17 protein-coding genes are annotated in these 22,488 nt (G+C 39.5%); 13 read left to right on the plus strand and 4 right to left on the minus strand.

Annotated features, from left to right (window positions below; all coding sequences use genetic code 11):
• Positions 1–58 precede the first annotated feature (58 nt).
• The 13 genes from QW284_03030 (at position 59) to QW284_03090 (ending at position 17,314) form a co-directional block, all read left to right on the plus strand.
• On the plus strand, positions 59–1,063 hold the full coding sequence (locus tag QW284_03030; GenBank protein MEM0338639.1) for an ABC transporter permease: 1,005 nt from the start codon (positions 59–61) through the stop codon (positions 1,061–1,063).
• Between the two features lie 25 nt (positions 1,064–1,088).
• A complete protein-coding gene (locus tag QW284_03035) occupies positions 1,089–2,006 on the plus strand; it encodes an ABC transporter permease (protein ID MEM0338640.1) in 918 nt (305 codons plus the stop codon).
• A gap of 1 nt (position 2,007) precedes the next feature.
• Positions 2,008–2,976 (plus strand): ABC transporter ATP-binding protein, encoded by a 969-nt coding sequence (locus tag QW284_03040; protein MEM0338641.1) that lies wholly within the window; start codon positions 2,008–2,010, stop codon positions 2,974–2,976.
• Between the two features lie 6 nt (positions 2,977–2,982).
• Positions 2,983–3,954: an ABC transporter ATP-binding protein gene (locus tag QW284_03045; protein ID MEM0338642.1), complete on the plus strand. Its 972-nt coding sequence runs from the start codon at positions 2,983–2,985 to the stop codon at positions 3,952–3,954.
• Between the two features lie 241 nt (positions 3,955–4,195).
• Positions 4,196–6,547, plus strand: coding sequence for an ABC transporter substrate-binding protein (locus QW284_03050; protein MEM0338643.1), 2,352 nt, complete (start codon positions 4,196–4,198; stop codon positions 6,545–6,547).
• Between the two features lie 252 nt (positions 6,548–6,799).
• A complete protein-coding gene (locus QW284_03055; GenBank protein MEM0338644.1) occupies positions 6,800–7,822 on the plus strand; it encodes a carbohydrate kinase family protein in 1,023 nt (340 codons plus the stop codon).
• Positions 7,823–8,299: 477 nt separating this feature from the next.
• Positions 8,300–10,831, plus strand: a complete 2,532-nt coding sequence (locus QW284_03060; protein MEM0338645.1) for a beta-galactosidase — start codon at positions 8,300–8,302, stop codon at positions 10,829–10,831.
• Between the two features lie 407 nt (positions 10,832–11,238).
• Positions 11,239–12,171 (plus strand): MoxR family ATPase, encoded by a 933-nt coding sequence (locus tag QW284_03065; protein MEM0338646.1) that lies wholly within the window; start codon positions 11,239–11,241, stop codon positions 12,169–12,171.
• Positions 12,168–13,238 (plus strand): DUF4129 domain-containing protein, encoded by a 1,071-nt coding sequence (locus tag QW284_03070; protein ID MEM0338647.1) that lies wholly within the window; start codon positions 12,168–12,170, stop codon positions 13,236–13,238. The genes QW284_03065 and QW284_03070 overlap by 4 nt, the downstream gene beginning before the upstream one ends.
• On the plus strand, positions 13,235–14,314 hold the full coding sequence (locus QW284_03075; protein MEM0338648.1) for a hypothetical protein: 1,080 nt from the start codon (positions 13,235–13,237) through the stop codon (positions 14,312–14,314). Before QW284_03070 ends, QW284_03075 begins: the two co-directional genes overlap by 4 nt.
• Positions 14,311–14,562, plus strand: coding sequence for a hypothetical protein (locus tag QW284_03080; GenBank protein ID MEM0338649.1), 252 nt, complete (start codon positions 14,311–14,313; stop codon positions 14,560–14,562). Before QW284_03075 ends, QW284_03080 begins: the two co-directional genes overlap by 4 nt.
• A complete protein-coding gene (locus tag QW284_03085; GenBank protein ID MEM0338650.1) occupies positions 14,552–15,943 on the plus strand; it encodes a hypothetical protein in 1,392 nt (463 codons plus the stop codon). Before QW284_03080 ends, QW284_03085 begins: the two co-directional genes overlap by 11 nt.
• Positions 15,944–15,955: 12 nt before the next feature.
• A complete protein-coding gene (locus QW284_03090) occupies positions 15,956–17,314 on the plus strand; it encodes a DUF58 domain-containing protein (protein ID MEM0338651.1) in 1,359 nt (452 codons plus the stop codon).
• Between the two features lie 82 nt (positions 17,315–17,396).
• On the opposite strand, the gene QW284_03095 is transcribed toward QW284_03090, so the two are convergent.
• The 4 genes from QW284_03095 to QW284_03110 form a co-directional block, all read right to left on the minus strand.
• Positions 17,397–18,158 (minus strand): hypothetical protein, encoded by a 762-nt coding sequence (locus QW284_03095; protein ID MEM0338652.1) that lies wholly within the window; start codon positions 18,156–18,158, stop codon positions 17,397–17,399.
• A 293-nt stretch (positions 18,159–18,451) separates the two neighbouring features.
• Positions 18,452–19,759 carry a VWA domain-containing protein gene (locus QW284_03100; protein MEM0338653.1) on the minus strand — a complete coding sequence of 436 codons (1,308 nt, stop codon included), beginning with the start codon at positions 19,757–19,759 and terminating at the stop codon, positions 18,452–18,454.
• Positions 19,759–20,934 (minus strand): AAA family ATPase, encoded by a 1,176-nt coding sequence (locus QW284_03105; GenBank protein MEM0338654.1) that lies wholly within the window; start codon positions 20,932–20,934, stop codon positions 19,759–19,761. The genes QW284_03100 and QW284_03105 overlap by 1 nt, the downstream gene beginning before the upstream one ends.
• Positions 20,921–22,486: a M28 family peptidase gene (locus QW284_03110; GenBank protein MEM0338655.1), complete on the minus strand. Its 1,566-nt coding sequence runs from the start codon at positions 22,484–22,486 to the stop codon at positions 20,921–20,923. The genes QW284_03105 and QW284_03110 overlap by 14 nt, the downstream gene beginning before the upstream one ends.
• Positions 22,487–22,488: the final 2 nt, after the last annotated feature.

Raw genomic sequence — 22,488 nt, forward strand, 5'->3', positions numbered from 1 at the left:
TCGCAACAATTAGAAATTACGGCAATGTAATAATCACTCCCTATGGTGTTGCCAGCCTATGAGTACGTGGGGTTGGATTGCAAAGAATGTTTTGATGGCTATTGCTATGTGGTTTACAGCTATCGTCTTGATATCTTTTGTGGTTTTCGCTACACCTGGAAACCCGCTAGAGATAATGATTACACAGTTAGTGAGCCAAGGGTATCCATACTTTGAGGCTCTAACCATAGTTAGATCGTATTTTGGTGTAGACATTGAGCAGCCTATTCATGTTAAAGTAGCGAACTATTTGATGAACTTGATAAAAGGTGATTTAGGAAAATCTATATCGTATGGGGTCTCTGTTTCTGCTTTAATAGCTAATACCTTACCTTGGTCAGTATTCTTTGTATCATATGCTCTCTTAATAACTATGGCTATCGGTATAACTCTCGGGTTAATCTTAGCATATTATAGAGGGAGAGCAGTTATTTCCAAGCTTATGACATTTATACTCAGCATTCTAAATGCTGTACCTAACTGGGTTATGGGCGTAATACTGTTTGTGTATATAGGGTATATGTGGAAGCTTCTACCTTATATGGGACCCTATGACGCTGCACATGTAAAACCGGGACCTAGCATAGAATTCATAGCAAGTGTACTTTACTATTACCTCTTACCAGTTATAGCATTAGTCCTAACCTCTCTACCCAGATGGGCCTGGAGTGTAAGCTCTATAGCTATAATGACGCTGAAAGATGATTACATTACCTATGCGAAAGCTAGAGGTTTAACAACACGAAGAATACTGTTTAACTATGTTGCAAGAAATTCGCTTTTGCCAACGTATGCAACAATAAGTGTGACCTTTGCTCAGTTGCTGATAGGAACAGTATGGTTAGAGAATCTATATTCAAAACCAGGTATTGGGACTCTACTTTCTGTTGCGATTGGCAACAGAGATTACCCAGTAATCTTAGGTGTATATGCAACATTTGTAGGGATACTGGTGTTAGCAAATCTCTTAACTGATATGACCTATGGCTTCATAGATCCTAGAGCAAGAATTAGAACAGATTAAGGGCGATAATATGAAGCTGAATAACTTGGTTAACCCAAAGGCATCGAGATCGCTAAAGTTTGTGTTAAAAATATTCTTCAAAGACTTCACTACGGGGTTTAGCTTTATCGTGTTATTCCTTTACATACTAGCAACTATTCTAGTATACCTTAATGTTATTCCCCCATTACCACCACCAAGAGGATACCTCTACATGTATAAGTCGCCATCATTAGAGAACTTTCCATGGTATATCCTAGGAACAGAGGGTACTGGGAGACCTTTATTTCTATGCCTAGTAAGAGCAGCTGCGCCAACGCTTACAGTAGCATTCCTATCAGCTCTGATCACTACTATCGTGGGAATGTTGATGGGTCTTATAGCGGGGTACCTTGGAGGTAAAATCGATGGGGCTTTGAATTTCTTGATAACACTAGCTCTAACCATACCCTCGACATTTCTAGCTTTAATAATTTCAGCACTATTACCTGCGAACCTTAGAGGTAACCTACTCGTTGGAGCTGGCGTTCTAAGTATAACAGCTTGGGGTACTATAGCTAGAGGTGTAAGAGCACAAGTTGTATCGCTGAAACGTAGGGAGTTCATAGAGGTGGCAAAAGCATTGGGCTTTGGAGCAAGATACATAATATTCAAAGAAATTATGCGATACATACTGCCCTATATTACAATGCAGTTCGTGTTAGCGATGGTTAACGGAATATATGGATACACTTCGTTATCATTCCTCGGTATAATCCCTGTTAGTGCCGATAACTGGGGTTATCAGATAAACTTAGCTACATCGGTTGGAGGTCTATATGCCCAGAAACTTTCAGTACAACTAGGTCTTTGGGGACCTATTATCGCTATCGTTTTGATTCAGTTTAGTTTAGCTAATGTAGCTCGAGCTTTTGAAGAAGTATTCAACCCAGCCCTAAGAACCAAGATAGAAGAAGGTGAATAAATTGAGTTACCTAATGAGGGTACAGAATCTATCTGTCTATTACTCGAAAATTAGAGTACTCAACAACATCAACCTAGATGTAATACAAGGAGAGACTATAGCCTTAGTTGGTGAAAGTGGTTGTGGTAAAACAACCCTAGCTAATGTTATCCTAAGAACATTACCAGAGATAGCGTATGTAGATAATAACTCGAAGGTGCTGTACAAGCTTGGAAATAACTATGTAGAAATACTACATCTTCCACACATGCTGTTTAGAACACAAATCCGATGGAAGGAGATTTCTATGGTTCCTCAAAGTGCTTTGAACGCTCTTAATCCTACTATAAAGATAAGGGATCATTTTATAGAGACTGCGAAGGCTCATGGTTTTAGTGATAAGGGTGAGGTTTTGGAGAGGGCTAGGTTTTTGTTGGAGTCTGTCAAGCTTGATGCTGATAGGGTTCTTAATATGTATCCTATTGAGCTTTCTGGCGGCATGAAGCAGAGAACTTTAATTGCTTTAGCATTATTTTTAAATCCTAAATTTGTTATTCTTGATGAGCCTACAACAGCTTTGGATGTGTTGACGCAAAGAGAAATAATATTGTTGCTGAAGGATCTAAAGAATAAAATGGGTTTGACCTATATGCTTATAACCCACGATATCGCTCTTGTTGCTGATATTGCTGATAGAGTAGCTGTTATGTATGCTGGCAGATTGTGTGAGATTAGCGATGTTCATAGTATTTTCTATAGTCCAAAGCATCCCTATACACAAATGTTGTTAGCTAGTGTTCCAAAACTAGGAGAATTCAAAGAACCTCCAGATTTCGTAGGTGTCTCAATTGATTATAGGAGGTTACCCTATGGCTGCAAGTTTCATCCTAGGTGTCCGTTTGCTATGGATATTTGTAGGAGGGAGGAGCCTCCTTTGGTAGAGGTTGAGAAGAATCGTTTTGTTGCATGCTGGCTATATGCAAAGAGGTGACGTTTTTTGGCTCCCTTGATATCGGCTAAAAATATTGTCATGACATTTTCTATAAGGAAGGGGTTGAAGAGAATATACTTCAATGCGGTGGATAATGTAAGCATAGATGTAAATGAAGGAGAGGTAGTTGGACTAATAGGTGAAAGCGGATCTGGAAAAACAACACTAGGAAAAATAACATTAGATCTGCTAAAACCAACAAAAGGAGAGGTACTATACCAAGGAATAAACATAAGAAAAATGAACAAACAGCAATACAAAAAATACAGAATAAACGCACAATACATACCACAAGACCCATATGCAAGCCTAAACCCATATAGAAGAGTTATAGATTTGCTACTTGATATTGTTAAATATCATAAGCTAGTGCCTACAGATAAGGAAGCTTTAGAGATGGTAAAAGATGTTATGGCTAGAGTAGGTCTTACTCCTCCAGAAAGATACCTAGATAAATACCCATTTCAATTAAGTGGTGGTGAGAGACAGAGATTATCAATAGCTAAAGCTATAGTATTAAATCCAAGGTATATTGTGGCTGATGAACCTGTTACCATGCTTGATGCGTCACTAAAAGCTGGTGTTATGAAAACTTTGAAAAACAATGTAAAAGACATTGGCGCCTCTCTGCTCTTCATAACACATGAAATAACATTACTACAATTCTTTGGTCCTCAAACAAGGGTCTATGTTATGTATTTAGGTGAGATTCTTGAACACGGCAGGTTAAACGATTTAATAACAAAACCTTTGCATCCCTATACAAAAGCATTACTAGATGCTATACCTCTACCAGATCCTACTATGAGGGAAAGCAGAAAAGTCTCTATAACAGGGCAAATACCATCCCCGATAAACAAACCTTCAGGTTGCCCCCTCCATCCAAGATGCCCTTACGCAAAACCCATCTGCAGGACCGAAAAGCCGCAGCTAAAGAATATAGAAAAAGATCACTTTGTTGCATGCCATTTATATTAGTTATCTTATCCAGCTATTTTTATTGCGTTAGGTATTAGAATTAGATGCAAACTTGATTACATGATTTAATGGCTTAAACTGGGATTTTTCTCCACTTTAGGGCATATAACTAACAAATAAATTTATTAGCTTCTGCCTATACTAAATTGATTTAGATGAGGTGAATCATATAGTGAAAAAAGTAATTGTAAGGAATTTACTAATAAGTTTAGTTCTATTATTATTAACAATGAGCACGTTAGTGTCCACTAGTATTGTTCATTCACAAGGCCCTAAGCTTGAATTCGTGGTTAGATGGACTAAACCTGCTGTTGTCAATCATAATCCCTTTGCCCCCCAAAATCCTGTTGGGGCTTCATCATATCTTCAAGCAGCATGTAGACCTCCGCTATACATGTATAGTATTGTAGCTGAAACGTTTCTACCCTGGACTGCCAAGGACTTTAAACTAGGTATAGACACAGATGGCAGGGGTTATCTAGAGCTTGTCATCAGAAACGATCTTAAATGGTTTAATGGTAAAGATACGAAGCCTTTCACAGCAAAGGATGTTTGGACTTATTTCATGATACAGTGGAAGATCCAGAGAAACTACATACCATGGTTAGACGAAATTAGGATATTAGATGACTATACCATAAGGTTCTATTTCAATAAATCAACTATGTCGTTTACCGCTGGGAGACTAGATAAACCTGGAGAAGTATATACATATAAGTTTACCGCACCATTTAATTACATAGGTATAAGGACATTACTGACACAATACATTACAACACCTTACGATATATTTGGTAAGTGGGCTGAACAAGTGGCTTCAATGAAGCTTAATGAGGTTCCCTATGCTCAGCTTAGCAATGATCTCAAGGCTTATCAACTAAATGAGGTATGGTGCTACGGTCCTTACTGGGTTGACCCACAAACCTTGACCGATACTGGGGTGATCCTCAGGAAGAATCCATACTATCCGCTTGCCAATAAAATCGTTTTCGAGGAGGTTGACGTATACTATACAAGGGCTTCAGACCAAGATATAGCACTTGAAAGAGATGGCCATATTACATTTCAATATAGTGCAGCACCTTTAGATCTCATGGGTACTATACAGGCAGATGGAAGCATACCAACCAAGTATTTTGCTTCATATGTTTGGGTTATACATGGCTTGTGGTTTAACGCATGGAAATACCCATTAAACATAACCGAAGTAAGACAAGCTTTAACAATGCTTATAAATAGAACAAAACTTGCCGAGGCATACCCACTTAGGTTGCCATTGGATGACTATATAACAGGACTTGGCAACTCGAGTTGGCTTCCCAATTGGATTAGGAATAACCTCTATGATTGGAGCTATAATCCAACGAAAGCTTATCAACTACTTGAAAAGGCAGGATTTAAGAGGGGATCTGATGGCAAGTGGTATGATACAAGAACAGGGCAACCACTTAGCATAGAGATAGCCTGTGGCTCATATACTGATTGGATTGCTATGGCAGACAACCTTAAGTGGCAGTGGGAACAACATGGAATAGCTGTAACAACGAGGTCGTTCGATGTTTCATTGAGAGCTCAAGTACAAGATAACTTGCAATTCGATGTTCTAATCGAGACAGGGCCTATGGTATCAACATCCTTGGCTGAAGCTGGAGGTGGGTTCCTAAATTTAAGATGGTCAATGTTTGCAGGGTCAAACAATATAAACTTGACTAAGGTGGATAAGGCGTGGCCTGTACCTCTAAAGAATGGAACAATCATATATGTGTCACCCTATGTAGAGACTCTAAAGCTACAAGCATTCCTACCATTTACACCAGAGTGGTGGGACTCGTTAGCGAAGCTGGTATGGTTCTGGAACTACTATATCTTCACGGGTGTCGGATGGAAAGTTATAAGAACATTTGCTGTAAATGTTAAGACAACAAACATAATGGAGCTTATAGGTCCACCGGATGGAGTAATAGATACAGGACTAGGATATAAATTGCCGTACTATGATGGTATGAGGATATGGTGGTTTGGTTCATCACCTACAGGCTTTATAGCTCCATACCTATTCCAAGATTATGGTCTACTAAAACCAGCAACAAAGATACTATGGCCACCAGAAACACTACCAAGACCAACAGATATACGCAACTTAATACCATCAGAATTTAAGGTAAAAACATTACCTGAGGTAGTGGATGCATTACTTAAGCTAATTACTCCGCCAACCACTACAACATCTCCAGCTACACAGCCTAGAACAACTACTACTCCTATAACATCCCCAACATCTCCTGTCACAACCGCGACAACTACTACTCCCCCAACAACATCCCCAGCCACAACAACACCTCCTGCAACATCCCCATCTCCAACACAGACACAGACCGTTGCAACGCCAATATCAACAGTAACAGTTACAGCAACAATTGAGAGAAGTGTTACAGTACCGTCAACAGTAACAGTATTATCAACAAAAATAACAACAATAGTATCAGCATCACCAACAACAGTAACAGCAACAGATTGGACAACAACAACAATACTAGCAGTAGTGCTTCTAGTAGTCGGAATAGCCATCGGATGGATAATAAAAAGAAAATAAATATATAAATATATATTTTTTAAACCCTCCTTCTACCTCCACAAAACAAACCAGAATTGAGTATCTGTAGATGTAGAAGTGTGTAGGAGAGAAGGTGTGCTCAATCGATCTCGGTAACTCCGCCGAGGAACCAATTTGTGGGTAGAGCACAAAATCCAAAGCAAAGATTTATTATTGTTGTTTATGTAGTTAGCATAATACTGGAAAATATAAATTTTGTTAAAGTATCAAATAATCTATGAAGTGATGTGTTTGATTCCCGTATTAATGTTTGTGGGTGTTGCTGTTTGTGATATCATATTAGTTGTTCCACAGCTTAGCAGACCTGGCGATATTGTTTATCTAGATAGGGGAATAACAATATCGCTTGGCGGACACCCATGCAACATATCTATAGATCTTGTTAAGCTTGGTTATAGCCCTTCTGCAATACATGTTGTCTCGGCTGTTGGCGAAGATTTTTGTGGAAAATTTATTGAGGATACTTTGGCTAGCTACTCTATACAGCTAAAGCTGTTTAGGTTTCCTAATGTTGGCTCTAACAAAAATGTTATAATTGTTGTTAATGGAGAGGATAGGAGATTCCATGTAGAGGTTGGTGCATCTACCCATATGTCATCCGATGAAGTTTTAAAATATGTTGAAGAGGTAAAGCCGAGTCTACTTCATGTGGCTCCTGGGCTTTTAGGTGATGTCGATGATAATCTGGAGAACATTTTGAGGTTTAGCAGTAAAATGGGTATCTTGAATTTTGTTGATGTAGGTGCTGCTAAACCTTATGGCAAAAAGGATTGGAGTTTTTTGGTAAAGGCCTTGGAATATGCTGATATATTTCACTGTAATAGATATGAGCTTAGAAATGTTCTTGGTGTTGAGGATGTTATTGAGGGAATTAAAAAGATTTTGGGTCGAGGTGTGAAAATAGCTGTTATAACTGATGGGGAGAAAGGGGCTTACATAGCTAAAGATAATTATATTATATATCAAAAGCCATTTAAGGTTGATGTTGTTGATCCAACAGGGGCTGGAGACGCTTTCCAAGCCGGATTTATCTACAAACTAGTCGATATAGCTGGTAACAGACTTGGCAGAAGGTTCATAGATGAGATTGGCTATGAAAAACTCATAGAAATACTAACTTATGCACAGGCAGTTGGAGCAGTTTGTGTTACAGCACCAGGAACAACAACCGCAGTAAAAAAAGAAAATGTAGAAAACCTACTTAAAAATCAATCAAAAGAGGTTATAGAAAGCGCATCTAGAATTCATCTGTAATTCTCTTCCACATATGTAAAACCGTATAAAAGAATACAAAGAGAAATTAACAGAGTATTTTGCAAGAAAATTTGAAGATACCAACATTTTAAAGTTCATAAGCAGCAATTATTTAGAAAGCCATTGAAGAGATTTTTTGAATATTGAAATAGAGATGATGAGAATCTTAAAACACTATTCTATTTTCTATTACATTTTTGTTGTTATATTGAAAGCAAGATTGTAGCTTTAAATGCTAGTTTTACTACAAGTAAATCGATTTTATTATGCCAAGTGTATTATGTTAATAGAAAGGAGTGATAGGTTCTTCAAGTTTCTGTTTCTTTCAACTTCCATTTCTAAACTATTTATTTGAATTTGTTTATAATATGGGTATAATCATTATGTTACATACATTAAGGTATCTAAAATTCTTGCTAGCGACAAGCTTAAAACTTCCTCACCGAAAATAGCTAGCAGTTATAAAGGGTGTTGGTGTTGGTCTTCAATAGATCTCGTACTTCAGTTATCACAACTATTTTAATTATTGCAATAGTGATTGTGGCTAGCATAGCTGGCTATATTGTTGGTTCTCTAAAGACTCCCCCGACACAAACCTATACCTATACTTATATTATCACAAAATCTAATATGATTACAATGACGGAGACTGCCTATAGGACTATGGTAACCGAGACGCCTATGTCAATCACTATACCATCTACAGTTACTATGACAAACACTATAACTGTTCCTGTGGAAATCTTAAAAACAACCACCACACAGGTTATAACAACTATAGCGAGAACTGTTACAGTAGGAGCTCTGCAAATAACTGTACCTGCTGGTGATAGGTTGTTTCCCTTTTATTTTCCATGGGATGACTCGTCACAAACTGATATAAGTCTATCTGAATATCTGGATAAGCCTGCTGGTAAATATGGGCCTGTTACTGTTGGGCCTGATGGACATTTATATGTTGGCGGCAAAAGAATAAGGTTTTTAGGTGTTAGTGTTGTAGCTACGGGGACCTTTCCATCAAAGGAAGAGGCTGATTTAATAGCAGCTAAATTAGCGAAGTATGGTATTAACCTTGTCAGGTTTCATGCTATAGATGCTAACTGGGAGCCTAATAACAACATATTCTCTCCTCCAGGCACAAGACAGTTAAATATGAAGAACTTGGATAAGATGGATTATTTCATTGCTGCTTTGGAAAGAAATGGGATATACATAGACATCAACCTCATGTGTTACAGACAATTCTCTTCTGCTGATGGGCTACCAAGTGATGTAAATACAATGCAGGTTAAAGATCAGCATCTCTTACCATTTTTCTACGAACCTGCAAGACAGCTTGTAAAGGAGTTTGCAAGACAGCTACTAACACATGTAAACCCATATACAGGCCTATCCTATGCTGATGACCCTGCAGTAGCCTTTATAGAGATCTTGAATGAATATGGAATGAATTTTGGATGGCTTGATGGAGCTGTTGATAGGCTTCCACCTGTTTTTAGAAATGCATTGAGGGAGAAGTGGAACGAGTTTCTAATAAGCAAATATGGAAATACAGAAAATCTTGCCAAAGCGTGGGGGAAAAGCCTTCTACCTGGTGAGAGCTTAGAGAATAAAACAGTTGATGTATTCAACTATGCAGATATTATAACTAAGAGACCAACACTACAGGCTAGACTAGATTGGGCAGAGTTTCTATGGCGACTAGACTACAACTACTTTATGGATATGTACAACTTCTTAAAGAATGAGCTGAAGGTTAAGGCTATAGTCATGGGTACGCAATCTGCTTGGGGAGGTATGCCCAACATCATGGCCAGGCTAGATGCTGTTGACGCTCATCATTACTGGCGCTATCCCACAGGCTCTGGCAATAACTGGTATGTGATAAATGATCCAATGGTGAATAACCCATCCTCTAACACTATGACTGGTTTGGCCTTTAGAAGCATATATGGAAAGCCCTTTACAGTTAGCGAGTACAATCACCCAGCACCCAATATGTACAGAGCTGAGGGCTTTGTATTTTTGCCAGCTTTTGCAGCATTTCAAGACTGGGACGCCATAATGCCCTATAACTATGGCCCGTGGACCTCAGGACAAATGGCAACTGCTAGCTGGAATTCCACAAGGTCAAGAGGAACACTAGACTTCGACCAAGATCCTGTTAGATGGGCTTTGATGCTAACATCGTATTTCCTCTTTGTGAGAGGTGATGTAAGTCCTGCAAAGAATCTTGTAGTTGTTCAAATGACTAGAGATAAAGAGTTAGAGCTTGTAGCAAAGAGGACGGCAAGTGTTTGGAATCTTCCAAACGCTGGGCACCTAGACGTGCCATACTATGTTCCTCTGATACATGGATTCAGAATGGTTGTAGATAACATGACACAACCAACCTATGCTCTCTCCCCATCAAATGTACCTCCTCCAACAGACAATGTTATTGTGTCAGATACAGGTGAGTTGATATGGAATTGCAGAGAATACAATAGATGTGTATTTATTGTCAATACAAGTAAAAGCATTGTTTTGTCAGGGTATATAGGTAACAGAAAGTTTGATTTTGGAAGCATATCCATAGAGATTGGAGACACCCTTCTAGATGGCTGGGCAACAATAGCAATCCATGTATTAGAAGGCAACAGCTTTGAAGATGCTAAGAGGATACTTGTTATAGCAGTTGGAACAGGATTCAACTATAACATGCCTATCTACAACTTTGATGATAAAAGACTTCTATTTAGAGCAGCAGCAAATCTCACAAAAGATCAGCTAGCCAGTCTATATGGAAGAAGAATATCTACATTCAGCAACTGGGGCTCTGCTCCGACAATTGTAGAAGGTATTGAAGCCACTATAACCATTAAAACCAATAGGAATGTTATGTGCTGGTCTCTTGATAATGTTGGTAGGAAGACTAGAATGCTCAGTACGACCCAGTCTGGAAACTATTGGAAGATAAATATATCGCCTACTTACAACACCCTGCTATACGAAATGGTCATATCTTAAGGTATATCAAATAATTTTTTATTTTTAATGTTGATATTAAGCTATTTTAAACATTTGGAGTTTCCAAATTCCAGTTTATTAGATACTCCTTCTCTATAGTGTCTTAAATATCCTTGTTAGATGCGAAGCCATATCTTATTAAAATGTATAGTTTTTAATGTTATTTATTTTGGGAATGCAGGACAGGAAGAACTCTAACCCGTAGGTCTGCAAAATATATGCAAACCATGTTTAATGATCCTCTTAGCCATATCTAATCACCTTTATCAGCTCCCACCTTATACATATGTAACATTGAAGGAATATTGATTGCAGGCTATTCCCGCTGAAGGCCATGTGATACTCTTTAAACCGTAAAACATATATTTCTCCCTCAATAACAAGCAGAAACAGCATGTGTGAAGTTTATGAGTTTTAAGATTGTTTTGGACAAGCTTGTTTACTCTGGTTTGCTCATTGAGAAAGAGTTTGAGGTTAAGATGATTCTTGCTTGTATGCTTTCTCGGGGTCATGTTCTTCTAGAGGGTGTGCCGGGTGTTGCTAAAACGTCTATGGCAAAGGCTGTTGCAAGGCTTCTTGGCCTTGGCTTTAAAAGGATTCAGATGACTCCGGATCTTCTTCCAATGGATGTTCTTGGGGGTTATATATATGATCAGAGGAAAGGTGAGTTTGTTTTTAGGGAGGGACCTATTTTCACCAACATTCTTCTTGTTGATGAGATTAATCGAGCTTCTCCGAGAACACAATCAGCTTTGCTTGAGGCTATGCAGGAAAGGCAAGTCACTATAGAGGGAGTTACTAGGAGGCTTGAAGAGCCATTCATTGTTATAGCTACTCAGAACCCTGTCGAGATGGAGGGGGTTTTTCCACTTCCAGAGGCACAGCTGGACAGATTCTTGGCGAAAATCGACACGGGCTATCCATCAACTAAGGGGTTTAGGGAAATGCTCAAGAGGATCGATGAGATTGAGGTAGGTATAGAGTCTCTTCAACCTGTTCTTACAAGAGATGATGTGTTGAGGGCTATTGAGCAGGTTAGGGGTGTTAATGTAGATGATTCCATCTATGACTATATAGTCTCTATAGTTGAGGAGACTAGAAAGCATGTTGCAGTGAAGCTTGGGGGATCTCCTAGAGCGGGAATAGCTATTCTCAGGCTTGCCAAGGCCTGGGCATATATAGATGGTAGAAACTATGTTATTCCAGACGATGTTAAGGTTGTAGCTGTTCCAGCTCTCTCACATAGGATAATTGTTAAGCCTGAGTATGAGGTTGAGGGTGTTACAAGCTCTAGAGTTATTGAGGAGATTCTGAAAAGGGTTCCGGTGCCAAAGCCTTGAGACACACAATTCTTCTCATTGTATTACACATAATATTGATTACTACACAGTTCGCTTCCTACCCAAGGGTCTATAGCTACCAAAATGTTCTTGAGAGGCACACTCTTGGATTTCCCTACAATATTTCATCTGAGAGCATCTCGAATATACTCGAATCCGTGTATAAGAGCCTTGGTAACATGTCCCAAGGGTCTATGGTGTTAAGAGAGGGGAATGTTAGCCAGAGCCTCTATAATATATCTAAGCAAATAAGCGATGAGAAATTGAGAAACATGCTTACAGATATTGCCAATAGCTATGCTTTAAATGGTTCTGTTGATAGGGAGACGCTTTTAAAAGCTGTTGAACTAGTTGCAAACTCCAATGCCAGTTTAAGCGATGTAATGCAGTTTCTTAATGTTGTGAATAGTTTGGCCCAGGCTGAGGGGTATAAAGATGTTGTGGCTATTGGCGAAAATACTGTAGCAAAGCTTTTAGAGAAGTTGGCTAATAGTACTTGGCTCCAGCAGAAAAGGGTTTTTGTCGGCCAAGTGCCACAAGAACTTGTAGAGGCATTGCCAAAGATACCTCAGGCAATAGAGTCTATGCCTAGCCTTGGCGCAGCATCTCCACAAATATTTGCACCAAGCATGCAAATACCATCAACACCTCTTCTTATAGATCATGGGCTAGCAGTATTGGTTTTGGGGATTGCATTGACAATAACCATCATTATTGTTTTTAGAAAGGCTATAACTAATGCCATTAGAAAGGCGTTTGTTTGGAGAAGGGTTGCTGGTGTTGGGGATTGGCATGCAAAGACATTTGCGCAGTCTATTAGAAAGGCTGTAGCGAATTATTGGAGGGCTGTAAAATTTATTGAAAGTGTGTATATGGTGAGGAAAGAGGATAGTATGACGCATAGAGAATACCTCGTAGCTGTGTCTGGTAGGCTCGAAGGTCTTGGCGCGGTATTTGAGAAGATTACGCAGTTGTATGAAGTGGCTCGGTATGCCCATAACCCAGGAAACGATGTTGATGAGGAGAGCGAGAAATATTTAAGGATTTTGACTGGTGAAAAGAAATGATTAGATTGCTGCTAGAGGTTTTGCCTAGGATAATAGTAGCGGTTCTACTATTCAGTGTAGCAAACACTTTTATCAACACCATGGATTTGAATATTCTTGGCAACATAATGCGATCACCTGTTGAAACAATTTCTCTAATGGTATCACTTGTGCTATCAATTGTGTTGCTTGTTTATCCAACGTCTTTCATCTATGTTCTGGCTCTTGTATCATACTCTGTAGCAACAAGACTTAGGGTATCAATGATAACGCCAGAGGCTCTTCTCTCCATTGGTGCTATAGCCATTATGGATCATTTGAAGAGTTTTTATAGAAATCGGCAAGAGAGATTCATAGAGATTGGTGGGAGGAAGACCATAGCATCAACTTTTGTACCAGTAATAGCAGTAATTGCCATTATTATAGCCGCGTCTCTTCTTGCAAATGCCTATATATTATCTATACTACCACAGAACATAGCTCAAAAAACCTCGAACAGCTTTGTGAGAGAAATTGTTGTCAACCCCATTTTTGTGCTATCATTTTCCCTAGCTATCGGTGTAGCCATATATAGAGTAGCAACTGCTTTACCTGAAGTCATAGCAATATATGTAGGTGGGTCTAGAGAGGTCGCTCTGAAGATTCTCAAGAGCAGAAGAGATGTGGATGTTTATATTGGAACCCCACTAACAATAGTGAAGAGCTTGGCATTGTCAGCTTTATTCACGCCTCCCGCCTATGAATTGGTAAGCATGCTCATTCTACCATTGCAACAGTCATCAATTTATGCAAACCTTGTTAGGGGTGCTGTAGCAACTATCCTATTTACGGTCATGGGATATGCTATGTATAGATTAGAGAAGCCAATTGTTTTAGACCTCAAAACGCTTTTAGTATTATCAATAGTAACGCTACTATTCATCTATGTTGGCGGTGTTATACTATCCTATAACATGTATAGAGATGTTTTAAATGCATTGACAAAACCGGCAATAGGCTACTTCATGGAGGGCATATCTAATATTTATACAGGATTTTACTCAGATATTCTCATATTCTTGGATGGTGTTTCAAAACTTTTTGGTGTTGCCCCATGAACAATAGTCGTGTATCCCCAAGGATGAGAGGTGTGCAACTTGCTATATATCTAGGCATTGGATTGGCTCTTGCAATACTATCTATTCTATTCCTCATATGGTCTGTTGGATACATGGAGAGGGCATATGTCGGCACATCTCTTATATCGGCATTGATAGGTTTTACTCTGCTCTCAGCATCGCTATATGTTCTAAGGCTCTCAGCATATGTCTATGCTGTCGAGAAAGGAGAACAGCATGAGAAGTGAAAAAGCTGTTGCAGCTGTCACAATGTCTATGATGCTTGCCCTAATTGCAATAGGGCTTATAGCACTAGCTGAGAAAGGGCCTCCCCAGATCCAGGTCTTCATAGGTGCTTCACCATATAACACAGGCCCTATAGGAACATTCAAACTTGTTGAAATACTTAGATCTAGATACCCAAACACATACGCTATTGCGTCTATCCAAGAGATGGAGAATTTGCTTAGAGGTGGCGACAAATGCTTGTATATAGTGATCTCGCCAGAGATCGGCTACAACAATAGCGATGTGGGCATAATTATGAATAGCCTTAGAGAGTGTAGATACACATCAGCTTTGATAGCTGATGAATCGACATATTCAAACATTCTTCTGAAGGGGCTAAACTCCTCTATCCGTGTAATGGGAAACATCATTATAGACTATGTGAATGGACCATACGTATACGCCTTTATCACTATACCATCAAACAGCTCAAACAATGTAACATACTACCTAAGATTGGATATAGCATCAAAGCTTCTTGTAAGTAGTAGCCAAGTACAAGTGACAGGCTATGCCGAGACAGGTGATGTTGTTGCAGCCGAAGAGGTGAGTAATTCGGGTGTACACGTTTTTGTCATTGGTGATGGATCGATATTTCTGAATCAGGTTCTGGAATCCAATGTAACCACCTATAGAGATTTTGCCTTGGCTCTTGTAGACTATCTCTGCAGATTTGATGTAAGCTGTAGGATTGTTGTGGATGGTAGTAGGTATCCGGGGTCCACCCCAGAAAAGTTATACAGTAGTGTGTATATGTACTCTGATCCAACAACGCTTGTATTGTCATTTATAGCAAGGCTTTTCCACCCATCAACCTGGCTTCCACCAGCTATAGAATTTTCCAATAATGTGTTTAGAGTCATATTCTCTATATATAGCCAGTTTATCCTTGTATCATTGGCAATGGGAGTTGCCATATACTTGTTTTTAAAGAGGAGAATTTTCTTTGTTGCTGACCATAGACTAGAGGAGCAGAGGGAGATTGAGAGTTTTGTTACAGGTGATTTGAGGGATGCTATTCTAAGAGGGAAGATAAGGCTCTCAAAGCAGGACTTCATAACCCTTTTCTCAATTGTTGACACAGTTACCCAGACGGTGTATGGGCTTGAGCTATGTGATGAAAGGTTGTTGAACGTGATTCCTAAGAGAGATGTTGCTGAGAAGTATCTGAATAGAATGTGTAGACTATACAAAAAGGCTTTGGGCAGGAGTTTCCTTCCACTTGTGCTCTCATGGAACAAAACCATAGCTAGAATGATTAGAGAAAGCGAAGAGTTCCTTTCAATGCTTGGACAAACAATATCTGGAGAAAAAGGCGTTGAATACATTTTAATCAAGTAGGTGCAACATACATTGATCGAAGAGGTAACAGCATTAGAGACAACAACACGTGCAAGAGCTTTTCTAGTCTTGTCAGCTCTTCTCATAGCATTTGGAGCTTTATACAGATACGAGATGATAGCATCTGGCATAGCGTTGCTAGTTTTCTTAGCAGGTGTAAGAGGGTATCTTCTACTAGCTGTTGTAGCACTGAACAAGTGTTCTGCATACATATCGTCTACAAGAGGTGTTGAGGGTGAGAAGATATATATAGACGTGGTAATCAAGAACCCAACTAGAATACCAATAGCATTTGCCGAGGTCTCTATTCGATATTCAAGCTTTTTGAAGTTGGTTGAAGGTGTTAGGGCTGCACTAATATTGGTACCGCCGAAGGGGTACACCAGAATTAGGCTGGGGTTTCAGGCAAGAATTGGAACCCACGAAATAGGGCCTATAGACATTGTTTTAAGAGACTTCTTTGCTTTCTACAGGTACAGAGGCTCGTTCAGCTCAGTCGGCTTTGTAAAGGTAATTCCAAGGGTGTCTGAAGCTGAGGTTAGAAGGCTTCTAGTATTTACAAGATCCACTGGGTTAACAAGATCTAGAAGAAGTGGCTTTGGGACAGAGTTCTATAGTGTTAGAGAGTATAGAGAAGGTGATGATGTTAGAAGAATACTCTGGAAATACTTCGCATATAAGAGAAGATTTGTTGTTAAAGAGCTTGAACTTGAGACCATGAATAGAGTTCTATTCATAGTTGACGGCACAAATAAGATGGTCAGCGGCCCCTATGGCTATACACCATTCGAGTACAGCACAAGGATTGTAGCTTCCATAGCTAGGTATCTCTCATACAGAGGAGACTATATGGGGCTTATAATAGCTGGGGATAGCAGAACATATTCAACAACTAAATTAGAGAGGGGAAGAAAAGGCTATAGAGAAGTACTAGAAACAATAGCTAGTTACCGCTTCGAAGAGTTGTCTATAAGCAAAGATGATTTGGACTCTTCTGACAGATCAATAATGCTACGCGAGGCTCTTGCAAAAGCTCTTCGAATGCTTCCAAGAGAAAAAAGTTTGGTGTTTATATTCACGTCATATGGAGGTGAAAACCACCTCAATACACTCTCTAGAATGGTCCAAAGTCTATCCTCACTAGGAAATGAAGTCTTCATAGTAATACCAATAACAACAACATTTGAGATAAAAGGTCTTCCACAGTGGGGCTATGCAATATATAGACTAAAAGTATTTGAGAGAACAAGGATAGAGCTGGAATTTGTTAAAAAACTTAGAGGTAGAGGTGTAAAGGTCATAGCTACAGGAGCAGAGCACATACCACAATACATAGTCTCAATGATAGAGTCTGTCTATCAATATCATTAAAGAAGGTTCATGCTCGATAAACCACCTACAACATATCAATGGCTATATAGAGTCTCTATGCCAATTAATATGCGAAGAATATTTATCTACCTTTGACCACGCTCCACAGACTCTTCATCAAGAGTCTTGTGTCCTCAGACAAGTTCTTTGTCCTAGTTTCTTTGAATTTTTTGAACATCTCCAAAATCCCGTTGGCAATGTCAACACATTTCTTATCTATGGTTTTCAACAGCCTACATGAAGATACATAGATACATACTGCCAGAGCTTTGGCCAGGTTGAGCATATCATCCATGTTTTCACAGCCAAGATCCTTATACTGCTCAGCAATAAAATCAGCATAACCATCAACTAGGTTGCCCATGCCACCCCCTATTAGAAACTCATAAACATCCATATCCTTCACAACTGTTGTTGCAACATACACGAGTTTAGCCACATCATCTAAATCTAATCTAGGAATGTCGCTAGCTTGCAACACTACTGAATAGTATATTGGCGAGCCATGGAGAATAGCATGGGAAACCTCATGGACAATAACCGATTTTAGGTAATTATCTCCAAGCCTATGGCACTTCTCATAATCTATGTGTATCCTTGGCCAACCCCTCCAAGCCTCATACATAGTAATAAAATCTCCAACAGCGATAACGCCTAGCTCAAGGGCTTCGCTTTCCATGAACAAAAGCTTCTGATGTGAAGAACCATAGAAATAGATTTCGAGATACTCAATGCTATCAACCTTCTCAATAAAGTCTCTAACAATTCCAAGAACCTTATTCACAAACATGTTTGGAACATCATCAACAACAAACCATTTAATATTTGCAACAACATCCTTCAATTTATTGTACCTAAATACCAATGTTGCTAGAAAACAGCTATTTTTTATCAATGCTTGAATACCGCGTAAATTGCGGTAAAACTGAGATCTCGTACCGCAGGATTTGCAACTGTATTTGTTTCTAGCATTGCAATGTTGATATCATCGTGGCAAACTCTCACATGAAACTCTATAGAAATGGTTATTCCCTTGCTTCAAATGCAAGTATTTTATAGACTAGGTATGTGGGTAGACAAAAGCATGACTGCGCCCAGCCCAAGAAACAGAAGCTTTAGAATTATCTAAGCTTTGTTCTAGCTTTTGACCACCGTTAGCATCTCCTTGTCTGAGAGTCTGACAACCTTCATGTAGTTGTCGCTTATTTCTCTAAGGTCTTCGTTGTCCCCCATTATCATTACCGATATTAGTCTTGCCTTAGCATGTATAAGGGCTTTTTTGACGAGGCTTTTCGCTATCCTGTCTTCGCCATCTGTTATCAGTATTATATCGCTAGCCTCTTTAGCTCCTGACTTTAGTATGTCGTTGCATGCTGTCATAAGGGCTTTTGATATGTCTGTTCCACCCCCATTTCTTATCATTGCTATGTACTCTAGCAATTTCGCTACGTAGCTTGGCTTTGTGTTTGGCTTTATGGACATAATTTCATATGGTTCTGAGTCAAAGAATCTTATGTAGAATGCTCTTCTCTCTAGTCTGCTTCTCATGAATAGTGCTAGAGCTGTTGCTTTTGCCCATAGAATCTTGTTTCCATCCATGCTACCAGACTTGTCTAGCAAAACATATATGGGTCCCATGGTCAAGTACATAACTTTTTCGAATAAGAGCAGATCTCCTTCAGCTATCTTTGTATAGAAGTATATTTGTGGGTATGCAAGCTCTGTATAAACAATTCTCTCTATGTCTGACCCCCTAGAATAGCCCTCTATCTCACCTCTCTGATACCCAACTCTCTTCTTCTTAACAGCTGATACAATATCTGGTATCCTGGTCAAGACATTTAGAATGTTCTTGATGTCTGTATTTCTAACTAATCTCAAAACAGTTGTAACGTCGTCGTCGAGGCTGAGTGTATGTCCTACACCCGCCTTATATCCATAGACAAAGTGTTGAACTTCTTTAACAGTTTCAGCTGAGTCAGCGGTTTTCTTAATTGCATTTTTTACAGCCTCCTCAAAGCTCTTTCCACCCTCTCCCTCATCTTCATTTTGCTGTTGATTGCGCATGCCACTTTCTCCTCTTCCACTACCCCGCTCAATCTCCTTCTCTTCGTTACCAAGCTCAGAAAACAGGTTGAGGAGAAATAGTGTTCCTAAGGCAACCGAGGCAAAGCTGTCAGCAACTGTGTATAGCCTAAGCTTCTTAGCCTCCTCATCAGAGAGCATAGTCTTTATCAACTTGTATTGTCTCTCCTTACCCAGAGGGACATCAGGTACCTCGATTACCTGTGGAAATGGTAGGTACAAGGTGTAGTATACGTCTATGGCCATTTCAAGTGGTATCTCAATCCCGCCCTTCAGCCTCTTTAGGTTGTCTAGAATCTTCTGGCCCTTGTATCTGGTGAATGGGTCTAGATAATCTATGTTCTTCAACACGCCTGGCATTATCTACCCTCAATCTTTCTTTTTATCTTGTCTAGCAACTCATTTATCTGCTCAACAACCTCCATAGCCTTTTTCTGAACCTTCTCATCACTACTCTCCCTCATCATAGACAAAACTCTGTCTCTTGTAGACTCTAAGTCTCTGTATATCTCTAAAAGCCTGTACTCGACAAATCGGGAGTTCACTGATGGGAATGATGCTATGTAGTTTCCAACTTCTTTTATACTCATGGTTATATCTTCTAACTCCCTCAGGTATTTGTATGGGGTTCTAAGCTCTTCAGAGAGAATAATATTTACCTTCTCAAAATCATCTATATCGTGTGGAGCTATGAATTTTAGAACCATTAGATCCTCTTCAACGGCCTGGAACCTTCCATTCAATATCGCATTTGCAGCAATAACCTTTAGAGCTTTACCTTTTCTTCTATCAGTCAAGTGAATATTCTTTGACTCAAAAACAGAGAATATCTTTAGAAGCTTAGTCTCCACAGAGCTGAAGCTAACCTCAAACAACATTTTATGTAGTCTCTCAAGGGCATTCTTATCAATTGTCACCTCCGGGTGTTGATAACCAAACCTCTCAATATCCCAGGCCTTCCTCAGAAGCTGTTTCCATAGCTCATCTGGCAAAGGCTTCACATAGTGTCTAAGCAGAAACCTGTCATAGAGAGCCTCAAGCTCCGGCTCTTGGGGAACCTCGTTGCTAGCTCCAAAAAGGCTCCATAGAGCAACCCTAATCTCTGTGTATCCATCGTAGAAGAGCCTTTCATTCATTATAGTTAGAAGCGTGTTTAGAATGGCTGAGTTGGCCTTGAATATCTCATCTAGAAAAGCTATCTCGGCTTCTGGCAACTTGTTCGAGGTTATTCTAATGTATTTGCCGTCCTTCAGAGCATTGATGTCTAGAGGTCCGAATAGCTCTGCAGGCTCTGTGTATTTGGTTAACAGATATGTGAAGCACTTCATATTGAGAATTTGAGCAGCTCTTCTAATTAATGCGCTTTTAGCTGTTCCAGGCTCGCCTATGAGAACGGCATGCTCCTTTGTTAGAAGGGCTAGGAGAATGACTCTTGCCTCTTCTTCTCTGCCAACAAAAGGCTTTGAAAGCTCGTTTAAAACCTTTTGAAGTACGCTCAAATCCTCTCTGCCAACACCTTGGCTATTTGCTTGCATAGCTATCCACTTGAGATTTACACGCTCCGCGGATTATATATCTTAGCAAATCTATATTAAATCTATAGTTTATATGACACCCATTAACATTTTCAATAGTGCCTAGCGGAACAGAATAAACCCCGTCTTTGCACATAAGAATCCTAGTGAACTCCCTAACACCAAGCCTCTCCCTGATATACATCCCAACATAGGATTTTAGAGCAAGCCTCTCAAAGGTTTTCAGATAGAGTCTCTTTTGCATTGCCCCGCATTTTTTTAATTCTGTAAAGAAATGGTATAGAGACTCTAAGACTTCTAGACTAGGGGGATCTCCTCCAATTTCAGACGCAAGAACGTTTTCAACGATACTCAAATCCAATGATCTATCTCTGCTCACAGCCCTTATAACATTTATGGTTATCTCAGCAAACTTCTGAATAGCATCAACACTAACATTGCTAACAACATCTAAATCGCTGTGATAGATTCCGCTTTCCAATGCCTTATGAAAAGAGTTTATAGTAGCAGACGGTATCCCCACAACTGAAAAAGAGAATGAATCGAAAATTATATTGTCATTGACAACATCGAGATTAAGACCGTCATTCACTATTGCACTTCTCAGAATGGGGCTTGATGTTGAGACACGCACATCGTTACTATAAACAACATCTATATTGATAACTGCTTCAACTTCTTCAAAAAGCCTATAGAAATTTTTGGAAACAAAGTGCCTAGACCCAACAAGCCAGTAGAAAGAGCTTAGCCTTTGTGGGAAACCCTCTTCAGCTGTGAAAAGAGCTAGTGCCAAGCCTCTTTTAACGCTGTTGAGGCTAGTCATATTCTTAAATAGAGTTGTTGCTAATGCTACACCCAAAACATTGTCTGAGGCTCCTGAAAGCCAATGGTCATGGTGAGCAACAATATATATCTCCCTGTCTCCACTACCATACGATTTCGCTATAAAGTTATATCCATAGGACTCTCTCGTCGCAGATTTTGCCAGTATCCTCGCCTTATCTGATTCAATGATTTTTTTGGCAACATACGATGGAACCACTATCACAGGTGTTTTAACAGGTGATGATCGATCATATGCAGCAATTAGATTGCTTAACACAACTATTCTTCTTATTGTGTTTAGATTGTCAGAGAAAATGATTAGACTAGGTTCATGTTCACCCAAAGCTCTTGCAATAGTTGCTATATCATCGGGATCCCTAGGTGTTTCAACAACAACAACCTTGTTCTGTAAGCTCCTCTCTGTGAAGCTTCGCTTCACAGCTTGCTCAGCGTTCATCGCAATTATACTGCTTTTTGCTACTTCCTCATCTAAATTCGTTTGGATTGGTGGCTGTATAGCACATCTGTAAGTGTCTCCATCAATTTCAATAACACAGTAGTCTTCATGCCACGAGGTAACGGGGACAGGGTCGAGATATATGCTATCAGAATGGTCCTCCACAAAACCTCTAAGAATATTTAGAAGGGCCAGCTCTTTATCAGAACCTGCAACAACTTCTCCAAAGCTACTAACAGTGTTTGCTATTCTTATTGTCTCTCTTACCACAT

The organism is Ignisphaera sp. (genome assembly GCA_038735125.1).
GTDB lineage: Archaea > Thermoproteota > Thermoprotei_A > Sulfolobales > Ignisphaeraceae > Ignisphaera.